This is a genomic window from Caulobacter sp. GW821-FHT10F06, from assembly GCF_058809215.1.
Genome location: NZ_JBXASK010000008.1, coordinates 253,203 through 275,076 on the forward strand (window position 1 = coordinate 253,203; position 21,874 = coordinate 275,076).

General features: G+C 69.1%; 27 protein-coding genes. 7 read left to right on the forward strand and 20 right to left on the reverse strand.

The window, feature by feature from the left end:
• Positions 1-43: 43 nt before the first annotated feature.
• The 3 genes from AC1RUS_RS18560 to crcB are packed head-to-tail and all read right to left on the reverse strand — an operon-like array spanning position 44 to position 2,906.
• Positions 44-1,537: a putative 2OG-Fe(II) oxygenase gene (locus tag AC1RUS_RS18560; RefSeq protein WP_492918074.1), complete on the reverse strand. Its 1,494-nt coding sequence runs from the start codon at positions 1,535-1,537 to the stop codon at positions 44-46.
• The gene (locus AC1RUS_RS18565) at positions 1,534-2,523 is read right to left on the reverse strand and encodes an RluA family pseudouridine synthase (RefSeq protein WP_492918075.1); all 990 of its coding nucleotides are present in this window, start codon (positions 2,521-2,523) and stop codon (positions 1,534-1,536) included. Before AC1RUS_RS18565 ends, AC1RUS_RS18560 begins: the two co-directional genes overlap by 4 nt.
• Positions 2,520-2,906 carry a fluoride efflux transporter CrcB gene (gene crcB, locus AC1RUS_RS18570; RefSeq protein ID WP_492918076.1) on the reverse strand — a complete coding sequence of 129 codons (387 nt, stop codon included), beginning with the start codon at positions 2,904-2,906 and terminating at the stop codon, positions 2,520-2,522. Before crcB ends, AC1RUS_RS18565 begins: the two co-directional genes overlap by 4 nt.
• A gap of 105 nt (positions 2,907-3,011) precedes the next feature.
• Here crcB and AC1RUS_RS18575 point away from each other — a divergent pair, with 105 nt between their 5' ends.
• Together AC1RUS_RS18575 and AC1RUS_RS18580 are read left to right on the forward strand one after the other, a co-directional pair.
• Positions 3,012-4,133: a TonB family protein gene (locus tag AC1RUS_RS18575; protein WP_492918077.1), complete on the forward strand. Its 1,122-nt coding sequence runs from the start codon at positions 3,012-3,014 to the stop codon at positions 4,131-4,133.
• A 125-nt stretch (positions 4,134-4,258) separates the two neighbouring features.
• Positions 4,259-5,503: a hypothetical protein gene (locus AC1RUS_RS18580; protein WP_492918078.1), complete on the forward strand. Its 1,245-nt coding sequence runs from the start codon at positions 4,259-4,261 to the stop codon at positions 5,501-5,503.
• Here AC1RUS_RS18580 and AC1RUS_RS18585 read toward each other — a convergent pair.
• The 12 genes from AC1RUS_RS18585 to AC1RUS_RS18640 form a co-directional block, all read right to left on the reverse strand.
• Positions 5,500-5,865, reverse strand: a complete 366-nt coding sequence (locus AC1RUS_RS18585) for a GFA family protein (RefSeq protein WP_492918079.1) — start codon at positions 5,863-5,865, stop codon at positions 5,500-5,502. The two genes, AC1RUS_RS18580 and AC1RUS_RS18585, sit on opposite strands and share 4 nt — an antisense overlap.
• Positions 5,866-5,933: 68 nt before the next feature.
• Entirely contained in the window at positions 5,934-6,437 is a 504-nt protein-coding gene (locus tag AC1RUS_RS18590; RefSeq protein WP_492918080.1) for a CC0125/CC1285 family lipoprotein, read from the reverse strand.
• 20 nt (positions 6,438-6,457) lie between these two features.
• Entirely contained in the window at positions 6,458-7,264 is an 807-nt protein-coding gene (locus AC1RUS_RS18595) for an RluA family pseudouridine synthase (RefSeq protein WP_492918081.1), read from the reverse strand.
• Positions 7,265-7,397: 133 nt separating this feature from the next.
• Positions 7,398-8,699, reverse strand: coding sequence for a replication-associated recombination protein A (locus tag AC1RUS_RS18600; protein WP_492918082.1), 1,302 nt, complete (start codon positions 8,697-8,699; stop codon positions 7,398-7,400).
• A gap of 55 nt (positions 8,700-8,754) precedes the next feature.
• Positions 8,755-9,150: a VOC family protein gene (locus AC1RUS_RS18605; RefSeq protein ID WP_492918083.1), complete on the reverse strand. Its 396-nt coding sequence runs from the start codon at positions 9,148-9,150 to the stop codon at positions 8,755-8,757.
• Positions 9,151-9,229: 79 nt separating this feature from the next.
• Positions 9,230-10,666: a DegQ family serine endoprotease gene (locus AC1RUS_RS18610; protein WP_492918084.1), complete on the reverse strand. Its 1,437-nt coding sequence runs from the start codon at positions 10,664-10,666 to the stop codon at positions 9,230-9,232.
• A 108-nt stretch (positions 10,667-10,774) separates the two neighbouring features.
• Positions 10,775-12,019: a TCR/Tet family MFS transporter gene (locus tag AC1RUS_RS18615; protein ID WP_492918085.1), complete on the reverse strand. Its 1,245-nt coding sequence runs from the start codon at positions 12,017-12,019 to the stop codon at positions 10,775-10,777.
• On the reverse strand, positions 12,016-12,525 hold the full coding sequence (locus AC1RUS_RS18620) for an SRPBCC domain-containing protein (protein ID WP_492918086.1): 510 nt from the start codon (positions 12,523-12,525) through the stop codon (positions 12,016-12,018). Before AC1RUS_RS18620 ends, AC1RUS_RS18615 begins: the two co-directional genes overlap by 4 nt.
• Positions 12,522-12,845 (reverse strand): ArsR/SmtB family transcription factor, encoded by a 324-nt coding sequence (locus tag AC1RUS_RS18625; RefSeq protein WP_492918087.1) that lies wholly within the window; start codon positions 12,843-12,845, stop codon positions 12,522-12,524. Before AC1RUS_RS18625 ends, AC1RUS_RS18620 begins: the two co-directional genes overlap by 4 nt.
• A complete protein-coding gene (locus AC1RUS_RS18630; RefSeq protein WP_492918088.1) occupies positions 12,842-13,180 on the reverse strand; it encodes an MmcQ/YjbR family DNA-binding protein in 339 nt (112 codons plus the stop codon). The genes AC1RUS_RS18625 and AC1RUS_RS18630 overlap by 4 nt, the downstream gene beginning before the upstream one ends.
• Positions 13,177-13,638: a VOC family protein gene (locus AC1RUS_RS18635; RefSeq protein WP_492918089.1), complete on the reverse strand. Its 462-nt coding sequence runs from the start codon at positions 13,636-13,638 to the stop codon at positions 13,177-13,179. Before AC1RUS_RS18635 ends, AC1RUS_RS18630 begins: the two co-directional genes overlap by 4 nt.
• Before the next feature lie 88 nt (positions 13,639-13,726).
• Positions 13,727-14,950, reverse strand: a complete 1,224-nt coding sequence (locus tag AC1RUS_RS18640; protein ID WP_492918090.1) for an alkaline phosphatase family protein — start codon at positions 14,948-14,950, stop codon at positions 13,727-13,729.
• A 159-nt stretch (positions 14,951-15,109) separates the two neighbouring features.
• On the opposite strand from AC1RUS_RS18640, the gene AC1RUS_RS18645 reads away from it, so the two are divergent.
• The 3 genes from AC1RUS_RS18645 to AC1RUS_RS18655 are packed head-to-tail and all read left to right on the forward strand — an operon-like array spanning position 15,110 to position 17,386.
• On the forward strand, positions 15,110-16,003 hold the full coding sequence (locus AC1RUS_RS18645) for an ABC transporter ATP-binding protein (RefSeq protein WP_492918091.1): 894 nt from the start codon (positions 15,110-15,112) through the stop codon (positions 16,001-16,003).
• The gene (locus AC1RUS_RS18650; RefSeq protein WP_492918092.1) at positions 16,003-16,827 is read left to right on the forward strand and encodes an ABC transporter permease; all 825 of its coding nucleotides are present in this window, start codon (positions 16,003-16,005) and stop codon (positions 16,825-16,827) included. Before AC1RUS_RS18645 ends, AC1RUS_RS18650 begins: the two co-directional genes overlap by 1 nt.
• Positions 16,828-16,834: 7 nt before the next feature.
• Positions 16,835-17,386, forward strand: a complete 552-nt coding sequence (locus AC1RUS_RS18655; RefSeq protein WP_492918093.1) for a sugar O-acetyltransferase — start codon at positions 16,835-16,837, stop codon at positions 17,384-17,386.
• Here the strand turns inward: AC1RUS_RS18655 and AC1RUS_RS18660 are convergent.
• The gene (locus AC1RUS_RS18660) at positions 17,383-18,018 is read right to left on the reverse strand and encodes a TetR/AcrR family transcriptional regulator (protein WP_492918094.1); all 636 of its coding nucleotides are present in this window, start codon (positions 18,016-18,018) and stop codon (positions 17,383-17,385) included. The two genes, AC1RUS_RS18655 and AC1RUS_RS18660, sit on opposite strands and share 4 nt — an antisense overlap.
• A gap of 82 nt (positions 18,019-18,100) precedes the next feature.
• On the opposite strand from AC1RUS_RS18660, the gene AC1RUS_RS18665 reads away from it, so the two are divergent.
• On the forward strand, positions 18,101-18,748 hold the full coding sequence (locus AC1RUS_RS18665) for a glutathione S-transferase family protein (RefSeq protein ID WP_492918095.1): 648 nt from the start codon (positions 18,101-18,103) through the stop codon (positions 18,746-18,748).
• Positions 18,749-18,827: 79 nt separating this feature from the next.
• Positions 18,828-19,172 (forward strand): DUF8200 family protein, encoded by a 345-nt coding sequence (locus tag AC1RUS_RS18670; protein ID WP_492918096.1) that lies wholly within the window; start codon positions 18,828-18,830, stop codon positions 19,170-19,172.
• 78 nt (positions 19,173-19,250) lie between these two features.
• Here AC1RUS_RS18670 and rplQ read toward each other — a convergent pair whose 3' ends face one another.
• The 4 genes from rplQ to rpsM form a co-directional block, all read right to left on the reverse strand.
• Positions 19,251-19,664, reverse strand: coding sequence for a 50S ribosomal protein L17 (gene rplQ / locus AC1RUS_RS18675; RefSeq protein WP_026176397.1), 414 nt, complete (start codon positions 19,662-19,664; stop codon positions 19,251-19,253).
• Between the two features lie 195 nt (positions 19,665-19,859).
• Positions 19,860-20,876 carry a DNA-directed RNA polymerase subunit alpha gene (locus AC1RUS_RS18680; protein WP_108490689.1) on the reverse strand — a complete coding sequence of 339 codons (1,017 nt, stop codon included), beginning with the start codon at positions 20,874-20,876 and terminating at the stop codon, positions 19,860-19,862.
• Between the two features lie 75 nt (positions 20,877-20,951).
• Positions 20,952-21,341 (reverse strand): 30S ribosomal protein S11, encoded by a 390-nt coding sequence (gene rpsK / locus AC1RUS_RS18685; RefSeq protein ID WP_004616890.1) that lies wholly within the window; start codon positions 21,339-21,341, stop codon positions 20,952-20,954.
• Positions 21,342-21,353: 12 nt separating this feature from the next.
• The gene (gene rpsM / locus AC1RUS_RS18690; protein WP_012285684.1) at positions 21,354-21,722 is read right to left on the reverse strand and encodes a 30S ribosomal protein S13; all 369 of its coding nucleotides are present in this window, start codon (positions 21,720-21,722) and stop codon (positions 21,354-21,356) included.
• Positions 21,723-21,874: the final 152 nt, after the last annotated feature.

Genomic DNA, 21,874 nt, shown 5'->3' on the forward strand with positions numbered 1-21,874 from the left:
CTGGGTCCCGGCTGTTCGCTTCGCTACGGCCGGGATGACAAGATTATTGGGGCGCCACGTCGAACGCCATGGTGAGCCGGTGCTCCGGCGAGGTGAACGCCCGCGTGCCGTGCCACATGTAGGCCGGGAACAGCACCAGCATGCCCGGCGACGGCCGCACCTCGTGCTCTGGGCCCAGGGCCGGCTTGGTCACGCAGCCGGGCTGGCCGAACTTGATCCAGCCTTCGCGCTTGTCGTCGTCGGCCACGCCTGTCGGCAGGTCCAGATAGAAGGCCGACGAAATCCAGCCCTGCGGATGGACGTGGTCGGCGTGGAAGCCGTTGGGCCGCAAGCGCACCGACCAGCCGCCGCTGAACCGGAAGTCGCCGGTCGCCCGGGAGCGCAGCGGGTCGGCGCCCGGGCCGATGTCGGCGATGTACTGGGCCACCACCTTGCGGGCCTGTTCGTAGAAGGCGCGGAACACCGGCTCGGGCGACTGGTGCAATGACGGGACTTGGCTGCCCCCGCGCAGGGACTGCTGCAGCGGATGGGTCTTCAGGTCATGACGCTGCGCCAGGCGCGCGCGCAGGGCGTCGAGATAGGCCTCCAGGCTGTCCCAGCCCTCGGGCGTGGGCAGGGTGTAGGATCGCACCAACCCCGGGTAATCGCTGAGCTGGGCGTGGCGCGGATCGCCGGTCAGGCGCCAGGCCGTCGATTGCAGGGCCAGGCCGTACTGGTCCAGAGGCGAGACCACGCGCAAGCGCTCGGCCACGGCGGCGGCCGAGGCCGGATCGCCGATCGCCAGATGCGCCTCGCACAGCGCCGCCAGCACCGGCGGGAACTGCGGAGCCAGACGCTCGACGGCGTGGGCGTAGGCCAGCATGGCGTCGATCTCGCCGACCTCGCCGGCCATGTGCGCGGCCGCCAGCAGCAGGTGGCCATCGCCGGGCTGGCGGACCAGGGCCTCGCGCAGGGTGGCGTAGGCGGCCGCCTTGTCGCCGGCGAACTCCTCGACCGTGTTCTTCAGCAGGATCAACGGGCTGTCGCCGGGCGCTCGCGCGATCGAGGCCTTCAGGGGCTCCAGCGCGTGGGCCAGGTCGCCGGTCCGCATCCAGCGCAGTTGGGCCAGGTTGCGGTGAGCGTCGGCGAAGGTCTCGCGCCGGGCGACGGCGCCCCGGAACGCCGCCTCGGCCTCGTCATAGCGTTGCTGGCCTTGCAGGGCGCGGCCGAGCACCAGCCAGGCCTCGGGCGCATCGAGCCCCAGCGCCATGGCCTTGCGGATCGCCGCCTCGCCGTCTTCGGCTTGCGCGAGATCGCCCAGGGTGGCGGCCAGATTGTACCAGGCGATGCGGTCGCCGGGCGTCACCGCCACGGACCGGCGATTGAACGCCAGGGCCTCGTCGTGGCGATTGACCGCCTTCAGCGCTGCGGCGTGGACGACCAGCACCGGCGTCCCCGCGGTCGGCAGGGCGGCGGCGACGCGCGTCAGCTCGACGGCGTCGGCCGGCCGGCCCTGATCCAGCAGGGCCCAGGCGTCGCGAACGACGTCCTGGCTCATCGGCGCTTGATCTGCCTTTTCGCGAACGGGTCCTGGTCGGCCTCGTCTTCCGAGAAGCCGAACTTGGCGAAGCCGGCCTTCAGCTCCGGGCTGATCGGCGCCTCGATGAACAGCATGCCCACCGACGGGTGCGGCAGCATCACCGAGCGGGCGTGCAGTTGCAGCTTCAGGCCTTCCGACAGCTGGACCGACTTCTCGTCGCTGTATTTCGGGTCGCCAAGGATCGGGTGGCCGATGGCCTTCATGTGGGCGCGCAGCTGGTGCGTGCGGCCGGTGTGCGGGCGCAGGGCCATGAAGGTGACGCGCGGACCCGCGCGGCTGATCGAGACGAACTCGGTCTCGGCCGGCTGAGCGTCCTTGTCCTTGGGTTCGGCCGGAACGACCAGTTCGCGATCGCCCACGCCGCGCTTGGCCAGGTGCAGCTCGATGACGCCCTCGACCGGGTGCGGATTGCCCTGCACGATGGCCCAATAGGTCTTTTGCGCCTTGCGCTTGGCGAACGAGCCCGACAGGCGCGCGGCGGCGGCCGGGGTCTTGCCCAGCAGCAGCACGCCCGAGGTGTCGCGGTCCAGGCGGTGGACCAACTTGGGCCGATCCACGCCCTCGCCCCAGGCGCTGAGCAGCTTGTCGATGTGGTGGGTTGTCTTCGTGCCGCCCTGCACGGCCAGGCCGGCGGGCTTGTTCAGCGCCAGGACTTCCTCGTCCTCGTACAGCACCAGCGACTTGGCGTAGGCGATATCGCGGGCCGACAGCTTGGGCTTTTCGTCCGGATCCGGCGCGTCGGGCAGCGGCGGCACGCGCACCTGCGAGCCGGCGGCCAGCTTGGTGTCGGCCTTCACGCGCGAGCCGTCGACCCGCACCTGGCCCGAGCGGAACAGCTTGTTGAGCTGGATGTGGTTCAGGTGGGGCCAGCGGCGCTTGAACCAGCGGTCAACGCGAACCCCGTCCTCGCCCGCGTCCACATAGAGCGTGCGTACTTCTTTCATGCGGCGAATATCCTGCGGGCGATGAACATCCCCGCGTAAAGAGCCGCCACGGACAGCAGGACGCTGGCGGCGGTGTAGGTGAAGGCCTGGCCGTAGGCGCGCTTCTGAATCATCAGCGCGGTCTCCAGCGAGAAGGCCGAAAAGGTGGTGAACCCGCCCATGACGCCGACGGCGAGCATGAGGCGGATTTGCTCCGAATGGGCGTTGCCGCGATGGGCCAGCCACGAGGCCAGGACGCCCATCAGGAATCCGCCGACGACGTTGACGGTGAAGGTGCCATAGGGCCACGCCGTCCCGAACAGCCGGAGAGCCTGGGCGCCCACCAGATAGCGGGCGACCGAGCCCACGGCGCCGCCGGCGGCCACGAGGAGCAGTTTGGTCATTGGCTCCTTATGCGCCGAGCGGCGCCGAACGCCAAGCGGCGCGGCGCTTTGCAGCTGTCACACGTCTTGTGGTAGCGTCGGCGCAGTACAGGTTCCGGAGGTCGCATGCGCGGTTTGGTTCTCGTGGCCCTGGCGGCTCTGACGCCCCTCACCGCCGCCCAGGCCACCGTTCCGCCCCTGTCGGGAACCCCGTCGGTCTTCGTGGTCGGCTTCGCGCCGCCCCCCGCCACCGTCGTCTGCGACGGACACGACGTGCGTGTCGTCGAGAGCGCGCCGATCCGCGCCAAGACCCGCCAGGTGTGGACGCCGCCGGTGACCCAGACCCCCGCGCCGCCGCCGGCTGCGCCGGTCGAGGCCTACGCCTTCTCTATCGACGCCGATGGCGCTGTGACCAATCTCAAGCGCGCGCCCGGTCCGTTCTACTTCCCCAACGAGGACCTGGGCGCCACGCTGGCCACCTGGCGGTTCGCGCCCGGCGCGCCGGCCAAGAGCTGCCGGCTCGAGCTGAAACAGACCAGCGTTCCGGTCGCCGAGGCCTCGCCCGCCAAGCTGTTCGAGGCCTTCGCCACCGACGGGCGCAACGCGCCGCCGGCCCTCCGCGAGGCCCTGGCCGCCGCCGGCGACTGCGGGAAGGCCCCGCGTCGCCGTCCGCAGACCATCGCCTATCCCGACCTGCGGGCCTTCGACGGCAAGAGCATCGATCCGGCCTGGGCCGGCCTGCGCTACGACATCGACGCCGACGGCGCGGTGCGCAATGTGCGGGTCGTGGCTCAGAACGGCGACGCCGCGTTCGCCGACACGGCCGCCGCCGCCGTCGCGGAGTCGCGCTACCAGCCCGGCTCGCCGCGCACCGCCTGTTTCGCCACCTTCGCCGCCCGGCCGCGCCCGACGCCAGCCCCGGCGCGGCCGGACCTGAAGGCCCTGTCGCGGCCCGGCGACGTCTGCAAGATCACCCAGGCCCAGATGAACGTGCCGGCCAACAAGACCTATCCGCCGGTCTACGCCGCGCGGCAGGTGGCCGGCTGGGCCGTTGTCCGCTTCGACGTCGCGCCCTGGGGCCAGATCGGCAATGTCGAGGTCGTGGAATCCCAGCCCAGCGAGGCGTTCGGCATCGCGGCTCGCAACCTGGTCTCGGCCGCCCGTCCGACCGCGCCGCCCACGGGCTATCGCGGTTGCCTCGTCCCGATCCTCTACGCCATCCCGGACGCGCCCGAGGACGATTACTGAACCGGCGAGGTCGTAAGGCTCAGCTTGGTAAACCTATAAGGTAGTCGATTTGGAAACCTTGTTTCCGAACGACCCGTTAAGCGCAAGGCAGGCATTCTGAAGGTCCTCTCCGAGAACCTTCGCCAATGCCCTTCGACAGCCACGACCAGAACGAAACGACCCAGCGTCTCGCTCTGCCCGCCCCGGTCCTGCACCGGCTGGCGGGATCGGAGCTGATCGCCCGCGGCTCGGTGAACGTCATCAGCGTCAAGGCCATCCGCGCCTGGGCCGGCGACTGGTGGAGCCAGAAGCGCGGCGACGTCTGGACCTATGTCGAGCGCAAGCTCGCCGAGCACCTGGACCGCCAGGACATGCGGGCCCGCATCTCCGACAGCGAATTCCTGATCGCCATGAACAGCGATCACGGCTTGGCCGCCCAGGCCACCAGCGTGAAGATCCTCGAAGACGTGCTGACCCACCTGCTGGGTTCGGTCGACGTCAACGACCTGGGCATCAGCTCGGTGATCGGCGTCGAGAACGGCGAGGCCGTCTGCCGGCGCATCGACGCCGCCTCGGTGCTGGCCGCCCGCGCCCGCCGCGACTCCAACCGCTCGCCCGTGCGGCGCGCGGTCGAGGCCGCCGACGAGGCTCGCCGCACGCCCGTCGCCTTCACCACCGCCGGCGGCGCGGCCCTGCGGGTCGACTTCACGCTGGAGCACGTGGTCAGCCTGCGCCGCAACGTGGCCACAGCGATCCGCATCGAGCCGGTGGTCACCCACCTGGGCAGCGGCCGCCAGGCCACCTCGCGCGCCGTCAGCCGCCTGCCCGACCGCGACATCGCCTTCGTCGACGAGGCCACCCTGAAGTTCGCCGCCCTGTTCGCCCGGGGGGCGCAGGGTCACGACGTGCCGGACCTGATCCTGCCCGCCTCGTTCCGCACCCTGGGCACCCAGCGCGGCCGCGACATGCTGACCGGCACGCCGGGCCTCTCGCTGGCACTGCTGCGCGGCGGCGTGATGATCGAGCTGGTGGACGTCACCCGTGGCACGCCGTCGGGCCGCCTGCTGGAAGTGGTCGGTCTGCTGAAGGCCCTGACGCGCGGCGTCATCGCTCGCGTGCCGCCGGAGAAGGACGCCCTGCGCGGTCTGAAGGACGCGCGCCTGGCTGGCCTGACCCTGGACGCCTCGGACCTGGTGGGTCCCGCCGAGAAGGTGGCCGCCGAGATCATGAACTTCGGCCGCGATTCCAAGGGCCTGGCCCCGATGACCATCCTGCAGGGCCTGCCGGCGGAAGGCTATTTCGCCGCCGCCGAGACCGCCGGCCTGACCCACGCGGCGCTGCGCGCCACCAATCCGCTGGCGGCGATCGCGGCCAAGACGGCCGCCGCCTAGTAGGCCTTGCCGTCCACCTTACGGACGGGCAGCGCGGACCAGTCGAAATCGACCAGCAGCCGCGCGTTCACGCTGATCCGGGGGTCGTCGAAGTCCGGCGCGCCGCTGTCGAAGCTGGGAAACTCCGAATAGGTCGGGCAGCCGCAGACGCCACAGTGGTGATGCTGGCCCAGATAGTGACCCCACTGATAGGTCGAGACCCGGTCGCGCGCCGTAGTCAGCTTGAACTGGGCCGGCTTGTAGTAGGCGTGCAGCGCGCCCCGGCGCGAGCAGAACGAACAGTTGCAGTCGGCCAGCTCGGTGGGCGCCTCGGTGATCTCGAACTGGGTCGCGCCGCAGTGGCAACGGGCCTTGAGGGTCATGACAGTCTCCATGCGTCCTGATTACGGACCATGGAACGCCCCTGCTGACAGCCTGCTGTCAGTAACGGCTAGATCGCGCTGCGGCCGTAGCCGTGGCCGATGGAGTCGATGATCGCCTTGGCGACATAGGCGTCGGCGTCGCGCGGCGCCTGGCCCCGTCCGAACACCACTTCCAGCGAGCTGGTCACGGCCGGGCCCGGGCCGAGGTTGAAGCTGGTGCCCACACCCAGGCCCACCGAGCTGCGGCGGCCATAGCTGCTGGAGCCGCCGCCCACCGACAGGCGCGGACCGTTGCTGGAGCCCGTGGTCGAGGTCACGCGGTCCGACACCCGGAACCAGTCGTAGCCGTCGCGGACCGCCAGCTCGGCCGCCCGCAGCAGGGCGTAGTCGCTGACCTGGTTGATCGGCGCGCCCGGGCCGCCTTGGAACGTGACGCGGTAACGGCCGGGCTCCAGGCGGAACTCCGAATAGCCGGCGCTGGCGGGCGTGGTCTTGGCGGCGTAGAGGGTCGGCGCGCTGGCGCAGCCGCTCAGCAGCATCAGGGACAGGGCAAGACCGGCGAGGCGTTTCATGGCGTTATCTCCTTGCCGTATCAACGGCTTGGTTCGGCTCGCTGTTCCGGAACCGGCAGGCCCAGCGAACCCAGCATCGCGATCATGTCGGCCGGGATCGGCGCATTGACCCGCCGCTCGCCGCCCTCGGGATGGGGAAAGGCCAGGCTGGCGGCGTGCAGCATCAGCCGCGGAACCGCCGCCCCGCCCAGCATCAACGCCCCGCCATAGCGGCTGTCGCCCGAGATCGGTCGGCCGATCGAGGCCATGTGGACGCGCAGCTGGTGCATGCGACCGGTGTCCGGCGACAGCTCGACCAGGGCCGCGACGGCGTTGGACGACAGGGTGCGGTAGCGGCTGCGGGCGGTCTCGGCGTCGGGATGGTCGGGCGGGCAGACCCGCATATAGGCCTCGCGACCGATCGACTCGCGGCGTAGCGGACTGTCGATCATGCCGCCCTTGGGCTCGGGCGCGCCGGGCGCGACGATGGCCATGTAGGACTTGCGAAAACGCTTGCCCATCAGGGCCTTGCCCAGAAACGCCGCCGCCGGCTTGGTCTTGGCGGTCAGGATGACGCCCGAGGTGTCGCGGTCCAGGCGGTGGATCAGCCGCGGACGCGGGCGCCCCGGCCGCGCGAACGCCCACAGCAGGTCGTCCAGCGTATGGGCCTGGATGCGGCCGCCCTGGCTGGACAGGCCCGCCGGCTTGTTCAGCACGATGACGCTGTCGTCCTCATGGATCACCCATGACCGGGCGAGCGCGATCTCGTCGTCGGTAAGCGCGATGGGCGCGTCGGAGGCCTTGGGTTTCGGCTGCGCGAGGGGACGGCGGGGCGGGCGTTGAGTCATCTCCTCCCCCGTATCACGGGGGAGGTGGCGCGTCGCGAATACGCGACGTGACGGAAGGGGCGTCCGTGCGCCGGCCGCGCCCCCTCCACCACTTCGTGGTCCCCCTCCCCCGTTTCAACGGGGGAGGAGAAGACTACTTCCCGTCTCGCCGCAGCTTGCCCCATGCATCCAGCCGCTCGCGCACCTTGGCCTCGGCGCCCACTGGCTTGGGCTCATAGAACTTCGGCCGCGCCATCCCATCCGGGAAGTAGTTCTGCCCTGAAACTCCGCCCTCGACATCGTGGTCGTAGGCGTAGCCGTCGCCATAGCCCAGCGTCTTCATCAGCTTGGTTGGGGCGTTGAGGATATGGGCCGGCGGGGCCAAGGAGCCGGTCTCCTTGGCGGCGCGGCGGGCGGCCTTGTAGGCCATATAGACGGCGTTGGACTTGGGCGCGCTGGCCATGTGGACCACGGCCTGGGCCAGGGCCAGTTCGCCCTCGGGACTGCCCAGGAAGTCGTAGGCGTCCTTGGCGGCCGTGGTCAGCAGCAGGCTCAGCGGATCGGCCGCGCCGATGTCCTCGGACGCCATGCGCACAAGGCGACGGGCGATGAACAGCGGGTCCTCGCCGCCCTCCAGCATCCGCGCCAGCCAGTAGAGCGCCGCGTCCGGATCGCTGCCGCGCACCGACTTGTGAAGCGCGGAAATGAGATTGTAGTGCTCCTCGCGGTTCTTGTCGTAGGCGGGCCGGCGCTTCTGCAGGAATTGACCCAGCTGCACGGCGTTCAGCGGGCTGTCCGTGCCGACCGACAGCAGAGTCTCGGTCAGGGTCAGCAGGTAGCGGCCATCGCCGTCGGCCATAGCGATCAGCGTGCCGCGCGCCTCGGCGTCCAGCGGCAGCTTGCGGCCCTCGGCCTCCTCGGCCTTGGCCAGCAGGGCTTCCAGAGCTTCCTCGTCCAGGCGCTTGAGCACGAAGACCTGGCAGCGCGAGAGCAGAGCGCCGTTCAGTTCGAACGACGGGTTCTCGGTGGTCGCCCCGACCAGGGTGACGATCCCCTCCTCCACGAACGGCAGGAAGCCGTCCTGCTGGGCGCGGTTGAAGCGGTGGATCTCGTCGACGAACAGCAGGGTCGACTGGCCGGCCATGCGGCGGCCACGCGCCTGCTCGAAGGCCTTCTTCAGGTCGGCGACGCCGGAGAACACCGCCGAGATCTGCTGGAACTCATAGCCCCCAGCCTTGGCCAGCAGCCGGGCGATGGTGGTCTTGCCGGTGCCGGGGGGGCCCCACAGGATCATCGACGACAGGCGCTGGGCAGCCGCCATCCGACCGATCGGACCTTCCGGGCCCAGCAGGTGCTCCTGCCCCACGACCTGTTCGAGCGTCTGGGGCCGCAGGCGCTCGGCGAGCGGCGACGGCGCATGAGGCGTCAGGCCGGCGGCTTGGAAAAGATCGGACATGGGCTCTTCTAGCAGGGAGACCGAAAGGGCGACACACCCTCCCCGTTCCCAACGCCTAAGCCTGGGCGACGTGCCAGAGCTCTCCGCACGGCCCGTAGACATAGGCCACCCGCAGGCCCCAAGGCTGCAGGGCCGGCGCCTTGGCCGCCTGCACGCCGAAGCGGCCCGGAAGGTCCAGCGCCTGGAGATGCGTCCACCAGGCGTCGAGATCGACGACGGTCAGTTGCATCATGAAGTTCTCGGCCCAGCCCTTGAAATAGGCGTTCTGCAGCAGGAAGCCGCCGCTGTCGCCGTCGAAGCCCGCGATGTCGGGGGCCTCGAAGATCATCGTGAAGCCCAGCGCCTGGTAGAAGCGCTTGGACACATCGAAGTCGAGGCCGCCGGGCACGAAGGGCCGCACGGCCGTGGTCGCCAGACGCGGATCGTTCAGGGGCGGAGACGGCTGAGACATGACCGCAACCTAGCGCATCACGGCCGATTGAAAACCGCCCGGAGATCGACGGCTTGAGCGCCGATCTCCGGGACAGGGCCTAGGTGTTGAACCGCGCGGTGATCCGCTGGCCGCCGCGCTCAATGGTCACCGACCAGCTGCGGCCGGTTCCCGCCGAGACCGAGGCCAGGTCGGCCACGGTGTTGATGGCGCGGCCGTTGACCTCGCGGACGAAGTCGCCCGGACGCAGGCCGGCGTTCATGGCGAAGCCCTGAGCGATCTTCGTCACCAGCACGCCCCTGCCCGCGAACGGGTCGACGTTCAGGTCCTGGGCCACGGCGGGCGACAGGTTGACGACGGTCGCGCCCTCGAAGGGGTTGCGGCCGGTGATCGTGCGCTCGTCCTTGGCGGGGCTTTCGGGCGCGGCCTCGGCGCGGACGGTCAGGGTCTGCTCCTTGTCGCCGCGACGGATGACCATCGGCACGCGGTCGCCGACCTTGTGGGTGCCGATGGCGAAGGCGCCGCCGCCTTCGTCGTTCACGGCCCGGCCGTCGATCGACAGGATGATGTCGCTTTCCCGCAGGCCGGCCTTGTCGGCCGACGAGCCGGCATAGACCTGGGCCACCAGAACGCCCAGCGGCGCGGGCATGCCCAGGCTGCGGGCGATCTCAGCGGTGACCGGTTGGCCCTTCACGCCCAGCCAGGGCCGCACGACGCTATGGCCGCCGCCCAGGGCGGTCGACACCACCTGGCGCACCACGGCGGCCGGAATGGCGAAGCCGACGCCGGCCGACGAGCCCGAGCGCGAGATGATGAAGGTGTTGATGCCGATCAGGTCGCCGTCCATGTCGACCAGCGGTCCGCCGGAATTGCCCGGATTGATCGAGGCGTCGGTCTGGATGTAGCTGCCGAAGTCGGCCGCGCCGACATCGGTGCGGGCCAGGGCCGAGACGATGCCGTTGGTCACGGTCTGGCCGACGCCGAACGGATTGCCCAGCGCCAGGACGAGATCGCCGACCTCGAGCTGCTCCTGGTCGTCGATGGCCATCACCGGCAGGCGCTCGCCCTTGGTGTCGATCTTCAGCACGGCCAGGTCGGCGCGCGGATCGTCCAGCAGCACGGTGGCCGGGAACTCGCGGCGGTCGGACAGCTGGACGGTGATGTCGCCGTTGCCGCCGGTGACGCCTTCGATGTTGTGGTGGTTGGTGATGATCACCCCGTCGGCGCGGACGATGGCGCCGGAGCCCAACGAGCCCTGCACCTGGTCGCGCGGCGCACCGCCGCCACCGCCCATGAAGAAGTCCCAGAACGGATCGCGGGCCTGGGCGCGGATCACGCGGCGGCTGGCGACGTTGACCACGGCCGGGGCGGCCTTCTTCACCACGGGCGAGAACGAGGCCTTCATCGAGGCCGGGTCGCTGGGCGCGCGGCGGGTGGGCTGGGCCAGGTCCGGGATCGACTGGGCCTTGGACTGGCCTTGCGGCGAGCAGGCGGCCAGGACGACGAGGGCGGGAAGAAGCGCGCGATGGGCTCGCATGGGTATGGGACGACTCCGTGGATCAGCCCTGGACTTCAAGCCGAGCTTTCGGGCGCATTGATGGCCGCCAGACGTCTGGATTTGGGGCCGGACGTCTGGCGAAAGCCCTCAGGCCGCCTGCGGTTCCGCCGCGATCGGCTTGGCCGCGCCGTAGGCCAGGACGGTCGCCAGCAGCATCAGGGCCGAGGCGATGAAGATCGGCAGGCCGGGCATGTGCAGCGTGGCGTCATGCCGGACTGCGAAGGCGAACGGCGCCAGGTACAGCGTCGGGCCAATGATGGCGGTGATGCCCATGATCGCCGAATTGGCGCCCTGCAGCTGGCCCTGTTCGTAGGGCGAGACCCGGCGGCTCATCAGGCCTTGCAGGCCCGGCTGGATCAGGCCGGTCAGGGCGAAGATCGGCATGCCGCACAGATACAGGATCGGGCTCGGCGCCAGCGCGTAGATCAGGAAGGCCACCGCGCCGGAGAACAGGCCCACCAGCAGCGCGCCGCGCTCGCCCAGCGCCTTGACGGCCCGCCCGACGATCGCGCCCTGCACCAGGATGCTGAGCAGGCCGCTGATCATCATGGTCAGGCCGATGGCCTGCACCGACCAGTGGTAGCGGAAGCCCATATAGAGCACGAACACCGACGGCAGGACGTTGTGGGCCAGTTGGAACAGGAAGCCGACCCCGGCCAGGCCCATCAGGCTGGGCTTGCTGCGCAGCAGGTTCAGCGAGCCGACGGGGTTGGCCTTCTTCCAGTCGAAGGTCTTGACCCGGCGCTCGGGCGGAAGGGACTCCGGCAGCACGAAGAAACCGTACAGCCAGTTGCACAGGGCCACGCTGGCGCAGACCAGGAACGGCAGGCGATGGTCGTAGTGCCACAGCCAGCCGCCCAGGGCCGGGCCGAAGGTGAAGCCGATGCCGAACGCCGCGCCCATCAGGCCGAACCCCTTGGCGCGGTTCTCCGGCGTGGTGACATCGGCGACATAGGCCGACGCGGTCGAGAAGCTGGCCGCCGTCATGCCGTTGAACACCCGGCCCACGAACAGCCACCACAGGCTGGGCGCGAAGGCCATGAACAGGAAGTCGACGCCCAGGCCGAAGATCGAGGTCAGGATCACCGGCCGCCGGCCGAAGCGGTCGGACATCAGGCCCAGGATCGGCGAGCAGAAGAACTGCATCACCCCCCAGGTGGTGGCGAACAGCACGTTCCAGTCGGCCGCCACCGCCGTGTCGCCGCCGCCGAACTGCTTGACCAGGTTCGGCAGCACCGGGATCATCACCCCCAGCGACAGCACGTCCATGATGGCCGTGACGAAGATGAAGCCCAGCGCGGCCTGTCGCCGTTTTCCCGTGATCTCGGTCATGTGTCGCCCTCCCCGGCGTCCCTTAGTTGACCCGACGCCGCGGCGACCGCAAGGCCGCCCAGCAGGTCGCGCCACCATTCCCCATGCCGACGCAGGAACAGGCCGTCGGGGAAGGTGTGGCGCGCGACGTGGACCTGCGGGACGCTGTCCCAGCCCCGATGCTCGACCGTCACCCGCGTTCCGTCCTCGACCGCCTCGAACCTGACCTCGACCTCGGTGTCCATATCAGGCGCGAAGGTCGCCTGCCGCCAGCCGACCACCAGCTTCTCGCCGGGCGACCAGACGCGAACCTTGCCGACCTCGAACACCTTGCCCGAGGCCAGGCGCTCGACCAGCCGATGGCCGCCGCCCTCCTCCGCCTCGAAGGCCATGACGCCGGGCGAGCGAGGCGTGAAGGCGAACAGGCCATTGGGCCGCCACCACAGGCCGATCTCGTGGGTGAAGGCCTCGAACACTCGGGCCGGCGGCGCGGCGATGCGCAGGGCCACGACGACGCGCGAACTCATGACCCCTCCACATGGGCTTTCAACGCCGACAGCTGGTCGACCCAATGCTCTTCGGCCGCGTCCAGCCAGGCCTTCAGTTCGTCCATCGGCCCGGCGCGCAGGGCGTAGACCCGCACCCGGGCGTCGAAGGCGGGATGGCTCTCCTCCACCAGCCCCGACTGGCGCAGGGCGCGCAAGTGGCGGCTCATGGCCGGCGGGGTCAGGCCCACGGCCTCGGCTAGCTCCCCCGCCCGGTGCGGCCGCGCGCGCAGCAGGTCGACGACCCGCCGGCGATGCGGGTCGGCCAGGGCGGCCAGGGTGCGGTCCAGCGAGCTGTTCATGCGCCGTCGAACGCCTTGAGCAGGGTCTTGGAGGCCACGCCGCGCCAGGCGGCGGTCAGGGCGCCCGTCGCGGTGGCCTCGTCGCAGGCGCCCAGACGCAGGCGGGTCGCCCCACCCTGGCCCCAGCCGCCCGGCACGGGAACGAACACCGCCGGCTCGGCCGCGACCAGCATCTCCTGCCGCTCGGGCGTCAGCTTGACCATCGCCCAGTCGGCGTCGGGATTGCCCAGGGTGGCGAAGATCCGCCCGGCGCGAAAATCGACCGTGCCCATGTGCGCGCTTTCGATCGCTCCGGGAAACGACAGGGCGATGCGGCGAAAGTCATCGGGCGTCACGACTTGGGATCGACGATCTTCAGGCCGCTGCGCCGCTCCATCTCGGCGATCGAGACGTCCTCAAGGCTGCGCGCCACGGTCCAGATGTGACCCTCGGGGTCTTTGCAGCGATAGGTGCGATCGCCGTAGAACTGGGTCTCGGGCTCGGCCAGGATGGACGCCCCCGCCGCCCTGGCCCGCTCGCAGTGGGCGTCCAGATCGCCCTCGTGCAGCTGGATGTGGACGGTCTGGGTGTTCTTGCCGTCGATCGAGGCCGGGCTCTTGTGGTCGGCGCTCCACTCGTTGCCGATCATCACCACGGAGTCGCCGAAGCGCATCTCCGAGTGGCCCAGATTGCCCTCGGCGTCTTCGACCAGGAACACCAGCTCGAAGCCGAACGCCTTTTCCAGCCAGACCAGGGCGGCCTTGGGATCGCGGTAGCACACCGCCGAGCTCAGGTTGGGACGTCCGTCAGCCATGTCGCTTCCCCTTGCGGATAGTGACAATATTTAACGCATAACGAAACTATCTGCGCAAGTCCGCATAACGCCGTTCGAGTCGCCCTCGCTAGCGCAGCGCCTTGCCGACGATCTTCAGGTCGCCGTCGCCCTTGTGGCCCTTCACGCCCGTGATCCGCTTGAGCAGCGAATAGACGTCGACATTGTCGAAAAGCGGCAGGGTCACGCCCGGCTTGAAGGCCGGCCCGCGCGCCAGGAACACCGCCGTCATGCTGGGATCGGAGGGATCGTGGCCGTGACCGCCGATGTCGGTGCGCTTGGCGAACTTGGCGGCGGTCATGACGGTCCAGCCCGGTTCGCCCATGCAGACGACCGCAGGCACGCGCCGGTTGCGGCCATAGTAGTAGCGCGCCGGAATGTCGGCCTTGCGCCAGCAGGTCATGTGCGGATGCGGCTTGGTCAAGGCGGCGGCGACCTCCTCCTCCGCGCCGGGGACCGGCTGGATCCCGGCCAGGGCGCCGTCGCCGACCGTCTTGAACTTGGAGGCGTCGACCAGCGTGTCGAGCACGATCACCTTGTCCAACGGCTGGTCGACCATGCCGTGGTCGGACACCACGATCAGGTTGGTGGTCTCGTAACGGCCGCTGGCCTTCAGGCCCGCGACCAGACGCCCGACCGCCCGATCGCTCTCGTGGATAGCGCCGTCGACCTCGGCCGAGGCCACGCCGTGGTGGTGCCCCTCGACGTCGACGATGTCGAGATAGAGCGCCGCGAAGCCGGGGTTCAGGCCCGGCTCGTCGATGAACGCCAGCAACGCGTCGGCCCGCTGCTCTGAGGTCATGGCCTTCTCGTAGAAGCGCCAGCGGCTGGGCCGCACGCCCTGGATCGGCGCCACCGAGCCGGGCCAGAACATCGCCGCGGTGCGCATGCCCTCGCGCTCGGCGTCCACCCAGAACGGCGTGCCGCCGTTCCACCAGCGCGGATCGGTGACGACCTCCACGACCGAGGTGGTGAAGGTCACGCCCGGGATCTGCGGATCCTCCATCGTATTGGCGACCACGCCTGTCTCGTCGGGCCGGCGGCCCGTCACCAGCACATAGTGGTTGGGAAAGGTCAGGGACGGGAACGAGGGCCTCATGGTCCCCGACACGCCCTCGGCGGCGATGGCGGCCAGGGTCGGGGTCTCGCCGCGCGCCATGTAGTCGGGCCGGAAGCCGTCGATCGACACCAGCACCGTCAGCTTGGCCTTCGGGGTCGCGGGCGGCGGCGCCGAGGCGCAGGCCGAAAGCGACAGCAGCAGGGCCAGGACGGCGAAGCGGAACTGAACAGGCATGGCGGGCTCTGGAACAACGCGACAGGCGGCATGACAGCCGGACGTCTCGTCCGTGTGACAGGCGCGCATGACCTTGTCTTAACTTGGCGGGCGACAAGCGCACCCCCATAGTCGCAGTCGTCGACAGATTCCCACCGGCGTGATCGAGACCCTCCCCGCATGACCATCGCCCTAGAGGCCACGGCGCTCACCAAGACCTACGGGTCGGTGCGGGCGCTCGACGATTTCTCGCTGTCCATTCCGGCCGGCGGCGTGTTCGGCGTGCTGGGGCCCAACGGGGCCGGCAAGAGCACCCTGTTCCGCATCGCGCTGGGCCTGGTGCGGCCCACCAGCGGCTCGGCCCGATTGTTCGGCGCGCCGGCAGGCGACATCAACGCGCTGCGCAAGATCGGCGCGATGATCGAGACGCCGCGCTATCCGCCCTCGCTCACCGCCCGCGACGCCCTGAAGATGCTGGCCCTGGAAAGCGGAGCCAAGAGCGCCGACATCGGCGGCTGGCTGGAGCGCGTGGGCCTGGCCGACGCCGCCGACCGCTCGACAAGCGGCTTCTCGGTCGGCATGAAGCAGCGCCTGGGCCTGGCCGCGGCCTTCTTCACCAAGCCCGAACTGGTGATCCTGGACGAACCGACCAGCGGCATGGACCCGGCCGGCATCCAGGAGATCCGCGCCCTGATCGTCGATCTCGCCAAGCGCGAGGGCGTCACCGTCATCCTGGCCAGCCATCAGCTGGACGAGGTCAAGCGCGTCTGCGACCGCGTGGCCATCCTCAGCAAGGGCAAGATCGCCGCCGAGGGCGCGGTCGACGCCCTGACCGCCAGCCAGGCCCGCCTGCGTCTGGTGGTCTCGCCGGTCGCCCAGGTGCTGGCCGCGCTGGGCTCCAAGGGCCAGGCCGACGGTGACGACGCCGTGCTGGCCGACATCCCGCGCGCCGAGACCCCCGCCCTGATCAAGGCCTTGGTCGAGGCCGGGGTGGAGATCACCGAGGCCCGCTGGCGCGACGCCGATCTGGAGGGCGTCTACCTCAAGACTCTCGAACAGAAGGGAGCCGAGTGATGTTGGCCGACGCCATCGCCGCCGAACGCTTCCGCCTGCTGCGCGACCGTTCGGCCCTGTTCTGGGGCTTCGTCTTCGCCCCCGTGGTCGGGTTCTTCCTCAGCATCGGCGGCGACCTGATCGTCCGCAACATGCTCAAGCGCCCGATGCCGGGCGGCACGGTCGACCTGATGGCCCAGGTGCTGAAGGCCCTGGGCTCGGGCGCCTCGACCTTCTCGGCCCTGTTCCTGATGATCGGCGCGGCGGCCGTGCTGGCTGGCGACTATCGCTGGGAGACCTGGCGGCTGCTGACCCCGCGCAACACCCGCCCCAACCTTCTGGGCGCCAAGCTGGTCGTGGTCGGCGAGGCGATCCTGTGGAACTTGGTGCTGACGGTGATCCTGACCCTGGCCGCCGCGGTCATCGGCGCGGCGATCAACCACAAGGCCATCATCGGCTCGGGCGGCGGCGTCGGCTTTGGCCAGATGGTCGCCGTGTTCGCGATCACCTGGCTGGAGGCCATGACCCTGGCCGCCCTGGCCGCCTGCGTGGCCGTGGTCAGCCGCTCGCCCATGGGCGCGGTCGTGGTCTGCCTGGGCGCGCGTTTCGTGCAGTCTGTCCTGGCCTCGGTGCTGGGGGCCTTCTCGCCGGGCCCGACCTGGAAGACCCTGGCCATCCCGGCCTATGACGCCGATCTGCTGCGCGGCTTCGTCTCCGCCCCGTTCCATGGCGGCCTGGAGAACGGCGTGGCCGGCATCGCGCTACTGGTGCTGCTGGGCTGGAGCGCCGCCCTGACCGCCGCCGCCATCTACCTGTTCAGCCGCCAGGACCTCACGCGGGAGTAGCCATCGGATGTCCCTCACCCACAAACAGCGGATGCTGGCCGGCGAGCTCTACAACGCCAACGATCCGGAGATCCAGGTCGACCAGCGGGCCAACCAGGCCTGGATGGACCGCTACAACAGCTCCGCGATCGACGACCGCCCCGCCCTGCTCCGCGAGCACTTCGGCGAGGTCGGCGACGGTGCGACCATCCGCGCGCCGTTCCATTGCGACTATGGCTACAACATCAAGATCGGCGCCGGCGCCTTCATGAACTTCGGCTGCGTGATCCTGGACGTGGTCGAGGTGGTGATCGGCGAGGGCTGCCAGATCGGCCCGATGGTCCAGATCTACACCGCCGACCACCCGCGCGATCCGGTCGAGCGGGCCACGGGCCTGGAGTCGGGCAAGCCGGTGCGGATCGGCCGCAATGTCTGGATCGGCGGCGGGGCGATCATCGTGCCTGGCGTCACCGTCGGCGATGACGCCATCATCGGCTCCGGCGCCGTGGTGACGCGGGACGTTCCGCCCGGCGTGACCGTGGTCGGCAATCCCGCCCGGCCGGTGAAGTCGAAGGGCTAGGCGCTCTTGGCCTGGGGCTCGGGGCCGCAAACCATGTCCAGCGTCGCCTGGATCAGGGTCTCAAGCTCCTCGTGGCTCTCGCCCGCGCGGGCCCGCACCGACAGGGCGTTCAGCATTCCGCCGGCCACCTTGGCCAGGACGCCCGGATCGGCGCCCAGCGGCAGTTCGCCGGCGTCCTGAGCGCGCGCCACCAGCCGCTCGAAACCCCGGTCCAGCTCGTGCAGCCCGCCCGCGACCTTGTCGCGCACGGCGGGGTCGACCATGGCCTGGCCCAGGCCCGCGCTGATCATGAAGCAGCCCCGCCCGCCGGCGTCGGGCGACAGATATCTCTCGAGCGCCGCCCGATAAACCCGCTCCAACGCCTGGCGCAGCGTGCCGCCGGCCCGGAAGGCCTGGATCATGGCCGCGCGCGAGTTGTCCATATAGGCGTCGATGGCGGCGGAGAAGAGAGCCTGCTTGTCGCCGAACGCCCCATACAGGCTGGGCCGGTTCATGCCCGTGGCGGCGGCCAGGTCGTCCAGCGAAGCGCCGGCGTAGCCCTGGGCCCAGAAGGTCTCAGTGGCCTTGGCCAGGGCCAGTTCGGGATCATAGGCGCGAGGCCGGCCTCGGCGCTTGGCGGGCTGTTCTGACATCTCACTCTCTCCAGGCGGATTCTGCTTTTTGTACCGGTTCGCAGCTTATTCCTTGACCTCGGTTATTTTTATGCGAAATAGTATGAAAATGCAAATGGAGGCGGCGATGGACCTGTATTTCTTCCCTATGGCCTGTTCGATGGCGACGCGGATCGCGGCGTATGAGGCCGGAGCCCCGATCAACTTCATCCAGGTCGACAACAAGGCCACGCCCAAGCGCACGCCTGACGGGAAGCCGTTCACGGCGATCAATCCCGCAGGCCAGGTGCCGGTGCTGCGCGCCGAGGACGGCGAGTTGATCTACGAGAACGCCGTGATCCTGCCCTATGTGGCCGACCGCTTCCCGGCCTCGGGCCTGATGCCGGCCGATGGCGCCGAGCGGCGTCGCGTTCAGAGCTGGCTCAGCTTCATCAGCACCGAACTGCACGCCAAGACGTTCGGGGTGCTGCTCAGCGCCAGCGCGCCGGAGGAGTCCAAGGCCGTGGCCCGCGCGTCGGTGGCCGGCCGCTTCGCCGTGGTGGAGGCCCACCTAGCCGGACGCGAGTTCCTGCAGGGCCGGTTCAGCGTCGCCGACGCCTATCTCTTCGTGATGCTGGTCTGGGCCCAATACGTCGGGTTGGACTTCGCCCCCTACCCCGCTCTGACCGCCTATCGCGACCGCCTGCAGGCCCGCCCCTCGGTGGCGCGGGCGTTCGGCGAGGAATTCACCCTGTTCAAGGCCGCGGCCTAGACCCGTTCGGGCCGCGCCCCAGCGCGGGCCGGGACGACAGTAAGCGTACCTCCCCCAAACCTCCTCCCCGGAGCTTCCCATGCGTAGTCTTCTTTTCGCCGTCGCGGCCCTGGCCGCGACGGGCGGCCCCGTCATGGCCGAAACCCAACCCACGAACGGTTGGCTGACGCTGAGCGCGCCCACCACCCGCGACCACATCGTGTTCGACGGCGCGGTCTGGCGTTGCAAGGCCGACGTCTGCCGCTCGATCAAGGTCAAGTCGCTGCCGCCGCTGCGCAGCTGCAAGCGCCTGGCGCGAGAGCTGGGAGCCGTGACCAGCTTCGGCTATCGCGGCGCGGTGTTGTCGGAAGCCCAACTGGCCGACTGCAACCCGGTGCAGACGGCCAAGACGCCCAGCGCATCCGAGGTCGCGGCGGCGCGGTAGAAGCCCGCCAACCGCGAGCAAAGAAAAAGGCCCCGGATCGCTCCGGGGCCTTCGTCGTTCAGCCGAGGCTGAGAAATCTTAGTCTTCCGAGTCGGCGGTGAACACCGGGCCCGAATCCTTGCCCTTGGCCGAGACGTCGCGATCGACGAACTCGATGACGGCCAGCGGGGCGTTGTCGCCATAGCGGAAGCCGGCCTTCAGGACGCGGATGTAGCCGCCCTGGCGGTCCTTGTAACGGGGACCGATGGTGGCGAACAGCTTGCCGACTTGCTCGACGTCGCGGACGGTCGAGATGGCCTGACGACGGGCGTGCAGGTCGCCGCGCTTGGCCAGGGTGACCAGCTTTTCGACGAAGGGACGCAGTTCCTTGGCCTTAGGCAGGGTGGTGACGATCTGCTCGTGCTTGATCAGCGAGGCCGACATGTTGGCGAACATGGCGGTGCGGTGAGCCGAGGTGCGGCCGAGTTTACGGTGAGCCTTACCGTGACGCATTTTAGTCTCTCCTGGGCCGAGGCCCGCAGTGGCGCGAACAAGCGCTGATTGTCACCAATCCCAGCGTATCCCGGCCGGGTCAGAACGAAGCGCCGGGGCCCTCCACCGCTGTTGCGGCTTCAAAAGGCCCAGGCCACCCGCCGATTTCCCGAAGGAAACCCGCGAGCGGCCCGGATCGAGCGCGATACTTAAATCTTAGATCTGGTCTTCGAACTTCTTGGCCAGGTCTTCGATGTTTTCGGGCGGCCAGTTCGGCACGTCCATGCCCAGGTGCAGCGCCATGCCAGCCAGCACTTCCTTGATTTCGTTCAAGGACTTGCGGCCGAAGTTCGGCGTGCGCAGCATCTCGGCTTCGGTCTTCTGGATCAGATCGCCGATGTAGACGATGTTGTCGTTCTTCAGGCAGTTGGCCGAGCGAACCGACAGTTCCAGCTCATCGACCTTCTTCAGGAGCGCCGGGTTGAACGGCAGTTCCGGCTTGGCCTCGTCGGCCGACTTGGCCTTGGGCTCTTCGAAGGTGATGAAGATCTGCAGCTGGTCTTGCAGGATCCGGGCGGCGTAGGCCACGGCGTCCACGGGCGTGACAGCGCCGTTGGTTTCGACTTCCAGGATCAGCTTATCGTAGTCCAGCGACTGACCCTGACGGGTCGGCTCGACGCGATAGGCGACGCGCTTGACCGGCGAGTACAGGGCGTCGACGGCGATGAGGCCGATCGGCGCGTCTTCCGGACGGTTGCGGTCGGCGGGGACGTAGCCCTTGCCGGTGTTGACCGTGAACTCCATGCGCACGGTGGCGCCGTCGTCCAGCGTGCAGAGCACGTGGTCGGGGTTCAGGATCTCGATGTCCGAAGGCGTTTCGATTTGGCCAGCGGTCACCGGTCCGGGGCCGGTGGCGCGCAGCGTCATGCGCTTCGGGCCCTCGGCGTGCATGCGCACGGCCAGTTGCTTGATGTTCAGAACGATGTCGACGACGTCTTCGCGGACGCCTTCGAGCGAGGAGAATTCGTGGACAACGCCATCAATCTGGATGGCGGTAACGGCGGCGCCCTGAAGCGAGGAGAGCAGGACGCGGCGCAGAGCGTTGCCGAGCGTCACACCGAAACCACGCTCGAGCGGCTCGGCCACGATCCGCGCCTTGCGGGTCGCGTCGGCGCCAGTCTCGATTTGCGGCTTCTCAGGACGGATCAGCTCGTTCCAGTTTCTTTCGATCACGTGGTCGATCCCTTGAACGCGGCTCGCCGGCCGCGTTTTGCGCAGCCGGCGAAGGAGAATTGTGTCTAAAAAGTACTAGACGCGACGACGCTTGGGCGGACGGCAGCCGTTGTGCGGGATCGGCGTGACGTCGCGGATCGTCGTGATGGTCATGCCCGCGGCCTGGAGAGCGCGCAGGGCCGACTCGCGACCCGAACCCGGACCCGACACGTTGACCTCGAGGGTCTTCACGCCGTGCTCGGCAGCCTTCTTGCCCGCGTCTTCCGCAGCCATCTGAGCGGCGTACGGGGTCGACTTGCGCGAACCCTTGAAGCCCATCATGCCGGCCGAGGACCACGAGATCGTGTTGCCCTGAGCGTCGGTGATGGTGATCATGGTGTTGTTGAACGAGGCGTTCACGTGCGCCACGCCCGAGGTGATGTTCTTGCGTTCGCGCTTTTTAACGCGACCCGGTTCCTTGGCCATCGTCAGGCTACCTTATTTCTTCTTGCCGGCGATCGGCTTGGCCGGACCCTTGCGGGTACGAGCGTTCGTGTGCGTGCGCTGACCGCGGACCGGCAGGCCCTTACGGTGACGCAGGCCGCGATAGCAGGCCAGGTCCATCAGACGCTTGATGTTCATCGAGTTTTCGCGGCGCAGGTCGCCCTCGACGGTGAAGTCCTTGTCGATCGTTTCACGGATCGCGAGCACTTCGGCGTCGGTCAGCTGGTTGACCCGGCGAGCGTCATCGATGCCCACCTTCGTGACGATGTCACGAGCGGACTTCTGGCCAATGCCGTGAATGTACTGAAGCGCGATCAAAACGCGCTTGTTCGTCGGGATGTTGACGCCTGCGATACGGGCCACGTCTAATGTTCTCCTAGTCACGCACTAAAGACGCGAACGGCGCGCCCGGCCAGGTCTTTCGACCCAGTCCGGCGCGCACAGATCGCGCCCTTTCGCGGAAGCGCCCCGTTATAGGGATCGTTGCGCCGCCGTCAATGGTTGAATCCGCTGAA

Excerpts from the sequence above, each read along its gene's own strand:
- AC1RUS_RS18590 (WP_492918080.1), bottom strand. The coding sequence starts at position 6,437 with ATGAAACGCCTCGCCGGTCTTGCCCTGTCCCTGATGCTGCTGAGCGGC.
- AC1RUS_RS18665 (WP_492918095.1), top strand. The coding sequence starts at position 18,101 with ATGAAAATGCAAATGGAGGCGGCGATGGACCTGTATTTCTTCCCTATG.
- AC1RUS_RS18625 (WP_492918087.1), bottom strand. The coding sequence starts at position 12,845 with ATGAACAGCTCGCTGGACCGCACCCTGGCCGCCCTGGCCGACCCGCAT.
- crcB (WP_492918076.1), bottom strand. The coding sequence starts at position 2,906 with ATGACCAAACTGCTCCTCGTGGCCGCCGGCGGCGCCGTGGGCTCGGTC.
- AC1RUS_RS18650 (WP_492918092.1), top strand. The coding sequence starts at position 16,003 with ATGTTGGCCGACGCCATCGCCGCCGAACGCTTCCGCCTGCTGCGCGAC.
- AC1RUS_RS18585 (WP_492918079.1), bottom strand. The coding sequence starts at position 5,865 with ATGACCCTCAAGGCCCGTTGCCACTGCGGCGCGACCCAGTTCGAGATC.
- AC1RUS_RS18610 (WP_492918084.1), bottom strand. The coding sequence starts at position 10,666 with ATGCGAGCCCATCGCGCGCTTCTTCCCGCCCTCGTCGTCCTGGCCGCC.
- AC1RUS_RS18580 (WP_492918078.1), top strand. The coding sequence starts at position 4,259 with ATGCCCTTCGACAGCCACGACCAGAACGAAACGACCCAGCGTCTCGCT.
- AC1RUS_RS18560 (WP_492918074.1), bottom strand. The coding sequence starts at position 1,537 with ATGAGCCAGGACGTCGTTCGCGACGCCTGGGCCCTGCTGGATCAGGGC.
- AC1RUS_RS18600 (WP_492918082.1), bottom strand. The coding sequence starts at position 8,699 with ATGTCCGATCTTTTCCAAGCCGCCGGCCTGACGCCTCATGCGCCGTCG.
- AC1RUS_RS18595 (WP_492918081.1), bottom strand. The coding sequence starts at position 7,264 with ATGACTCAACGCCCGCCCCGCCGTCCCCTCGCGCAGCCGAAACCCAAG.
- AC1RUS_RS18605 (WP_492918083.1), bottom strand. The coding sequence starts at position 9,150 with ATGTCTCAGCCGTCTCCGCCCCTGAACGATCCGCGTCTGGCGACCACG.
- AC1RUS_RS18645 (WP_492918091.1), top strand. The coding sequence starts at position 15,110 with ATGACCATCGCCCTAGAGGCCACGGCGCTCACCAAGACCTACGGGTCG.
- rplQ (WP_026176397.1), bottom strand. The coding sequence starts at position 19,664 with ATGCGTCACGGTAAGGCTCACCGTAAACTCGGCCGCACCTCGGCTCAC.
- AC1RUS_RS18620 (WP_492918086.1), bottom strand. The coding sequence starts at position 12,525 with ATGAGTTCGCGCGTCGTCGTGGCCCTGCGCATCGCCGCGCCGCCGGCC.
- AC1RUS_RS18615 (WP_492918085.1), bottom strand. The coding sequence starts at position 12,019 with ATGACCGAGATCACGGGAAAACGGCGACAGGCCGCGCTGGGCTTCATC.
- AC1RUS_RS18565 (WP_492918075.1), bottom strand. The coding sequence starts at position 2,523 with ATGAAAGAAGTACGCACGCTCTATGTGGACGCGGGCGAGGACGGGGTT.
- rpsK (WP_004616890.1), bottom strand. The coding sequence starts at position 21,341 with ATGGCCAAGGAACCGGGTCGCGTTAAAAAGCGCGAACGCAAGAACATC.
- AC1RUS_RS18655 (WP_492918093.1), top strand. The coding sequence starts at position 16,835 with ATGTCCCTCACCCACAAACAGCGGATGCTGGCCGGCGAGCTCTACAAC.
- AC1RUS_RS18575 (WP_492918077.1), top strand. The coding sequence starts at position 3,012 with ATGCGCGGTTTGGTTCTCGTGGCCCTGGCGGCTCTGACGCCCCTCACC.
- AC1RUS_RS18660 (WP_492918094.1), bottom strand. The coding sequence starts at position 18,018 with ATGTCAGAACAGCCCGCCAAGCGCCGAGGCCGGCCTCGCGCCTATGAT.
- AC1RUS_RS18640 (WP_492918090.1), bottom strand. The coding sequence starts at position 14,950 with ATGCCTGTTCAGTTCCGCTTCGCCGTCCTGGCCCTGCTGCTGTCGCTT.
- AC1RUS_RS18670 (WP_492918096.1), top strand. The coding sequence starts at position 18,828 with ATGCGTAGTCTTCTTTTCGCCGTCGCGGCCCTGGCCGCGACGGGCGGC.
- AC1RUS_RS18635 (WP_492918089.1), bottom strand. The coding sequence starts at position 13,638 with ATGGCTGACGGACGTCCCAACCTGAGCTCGGCGGTGTGCTACCGCGAT.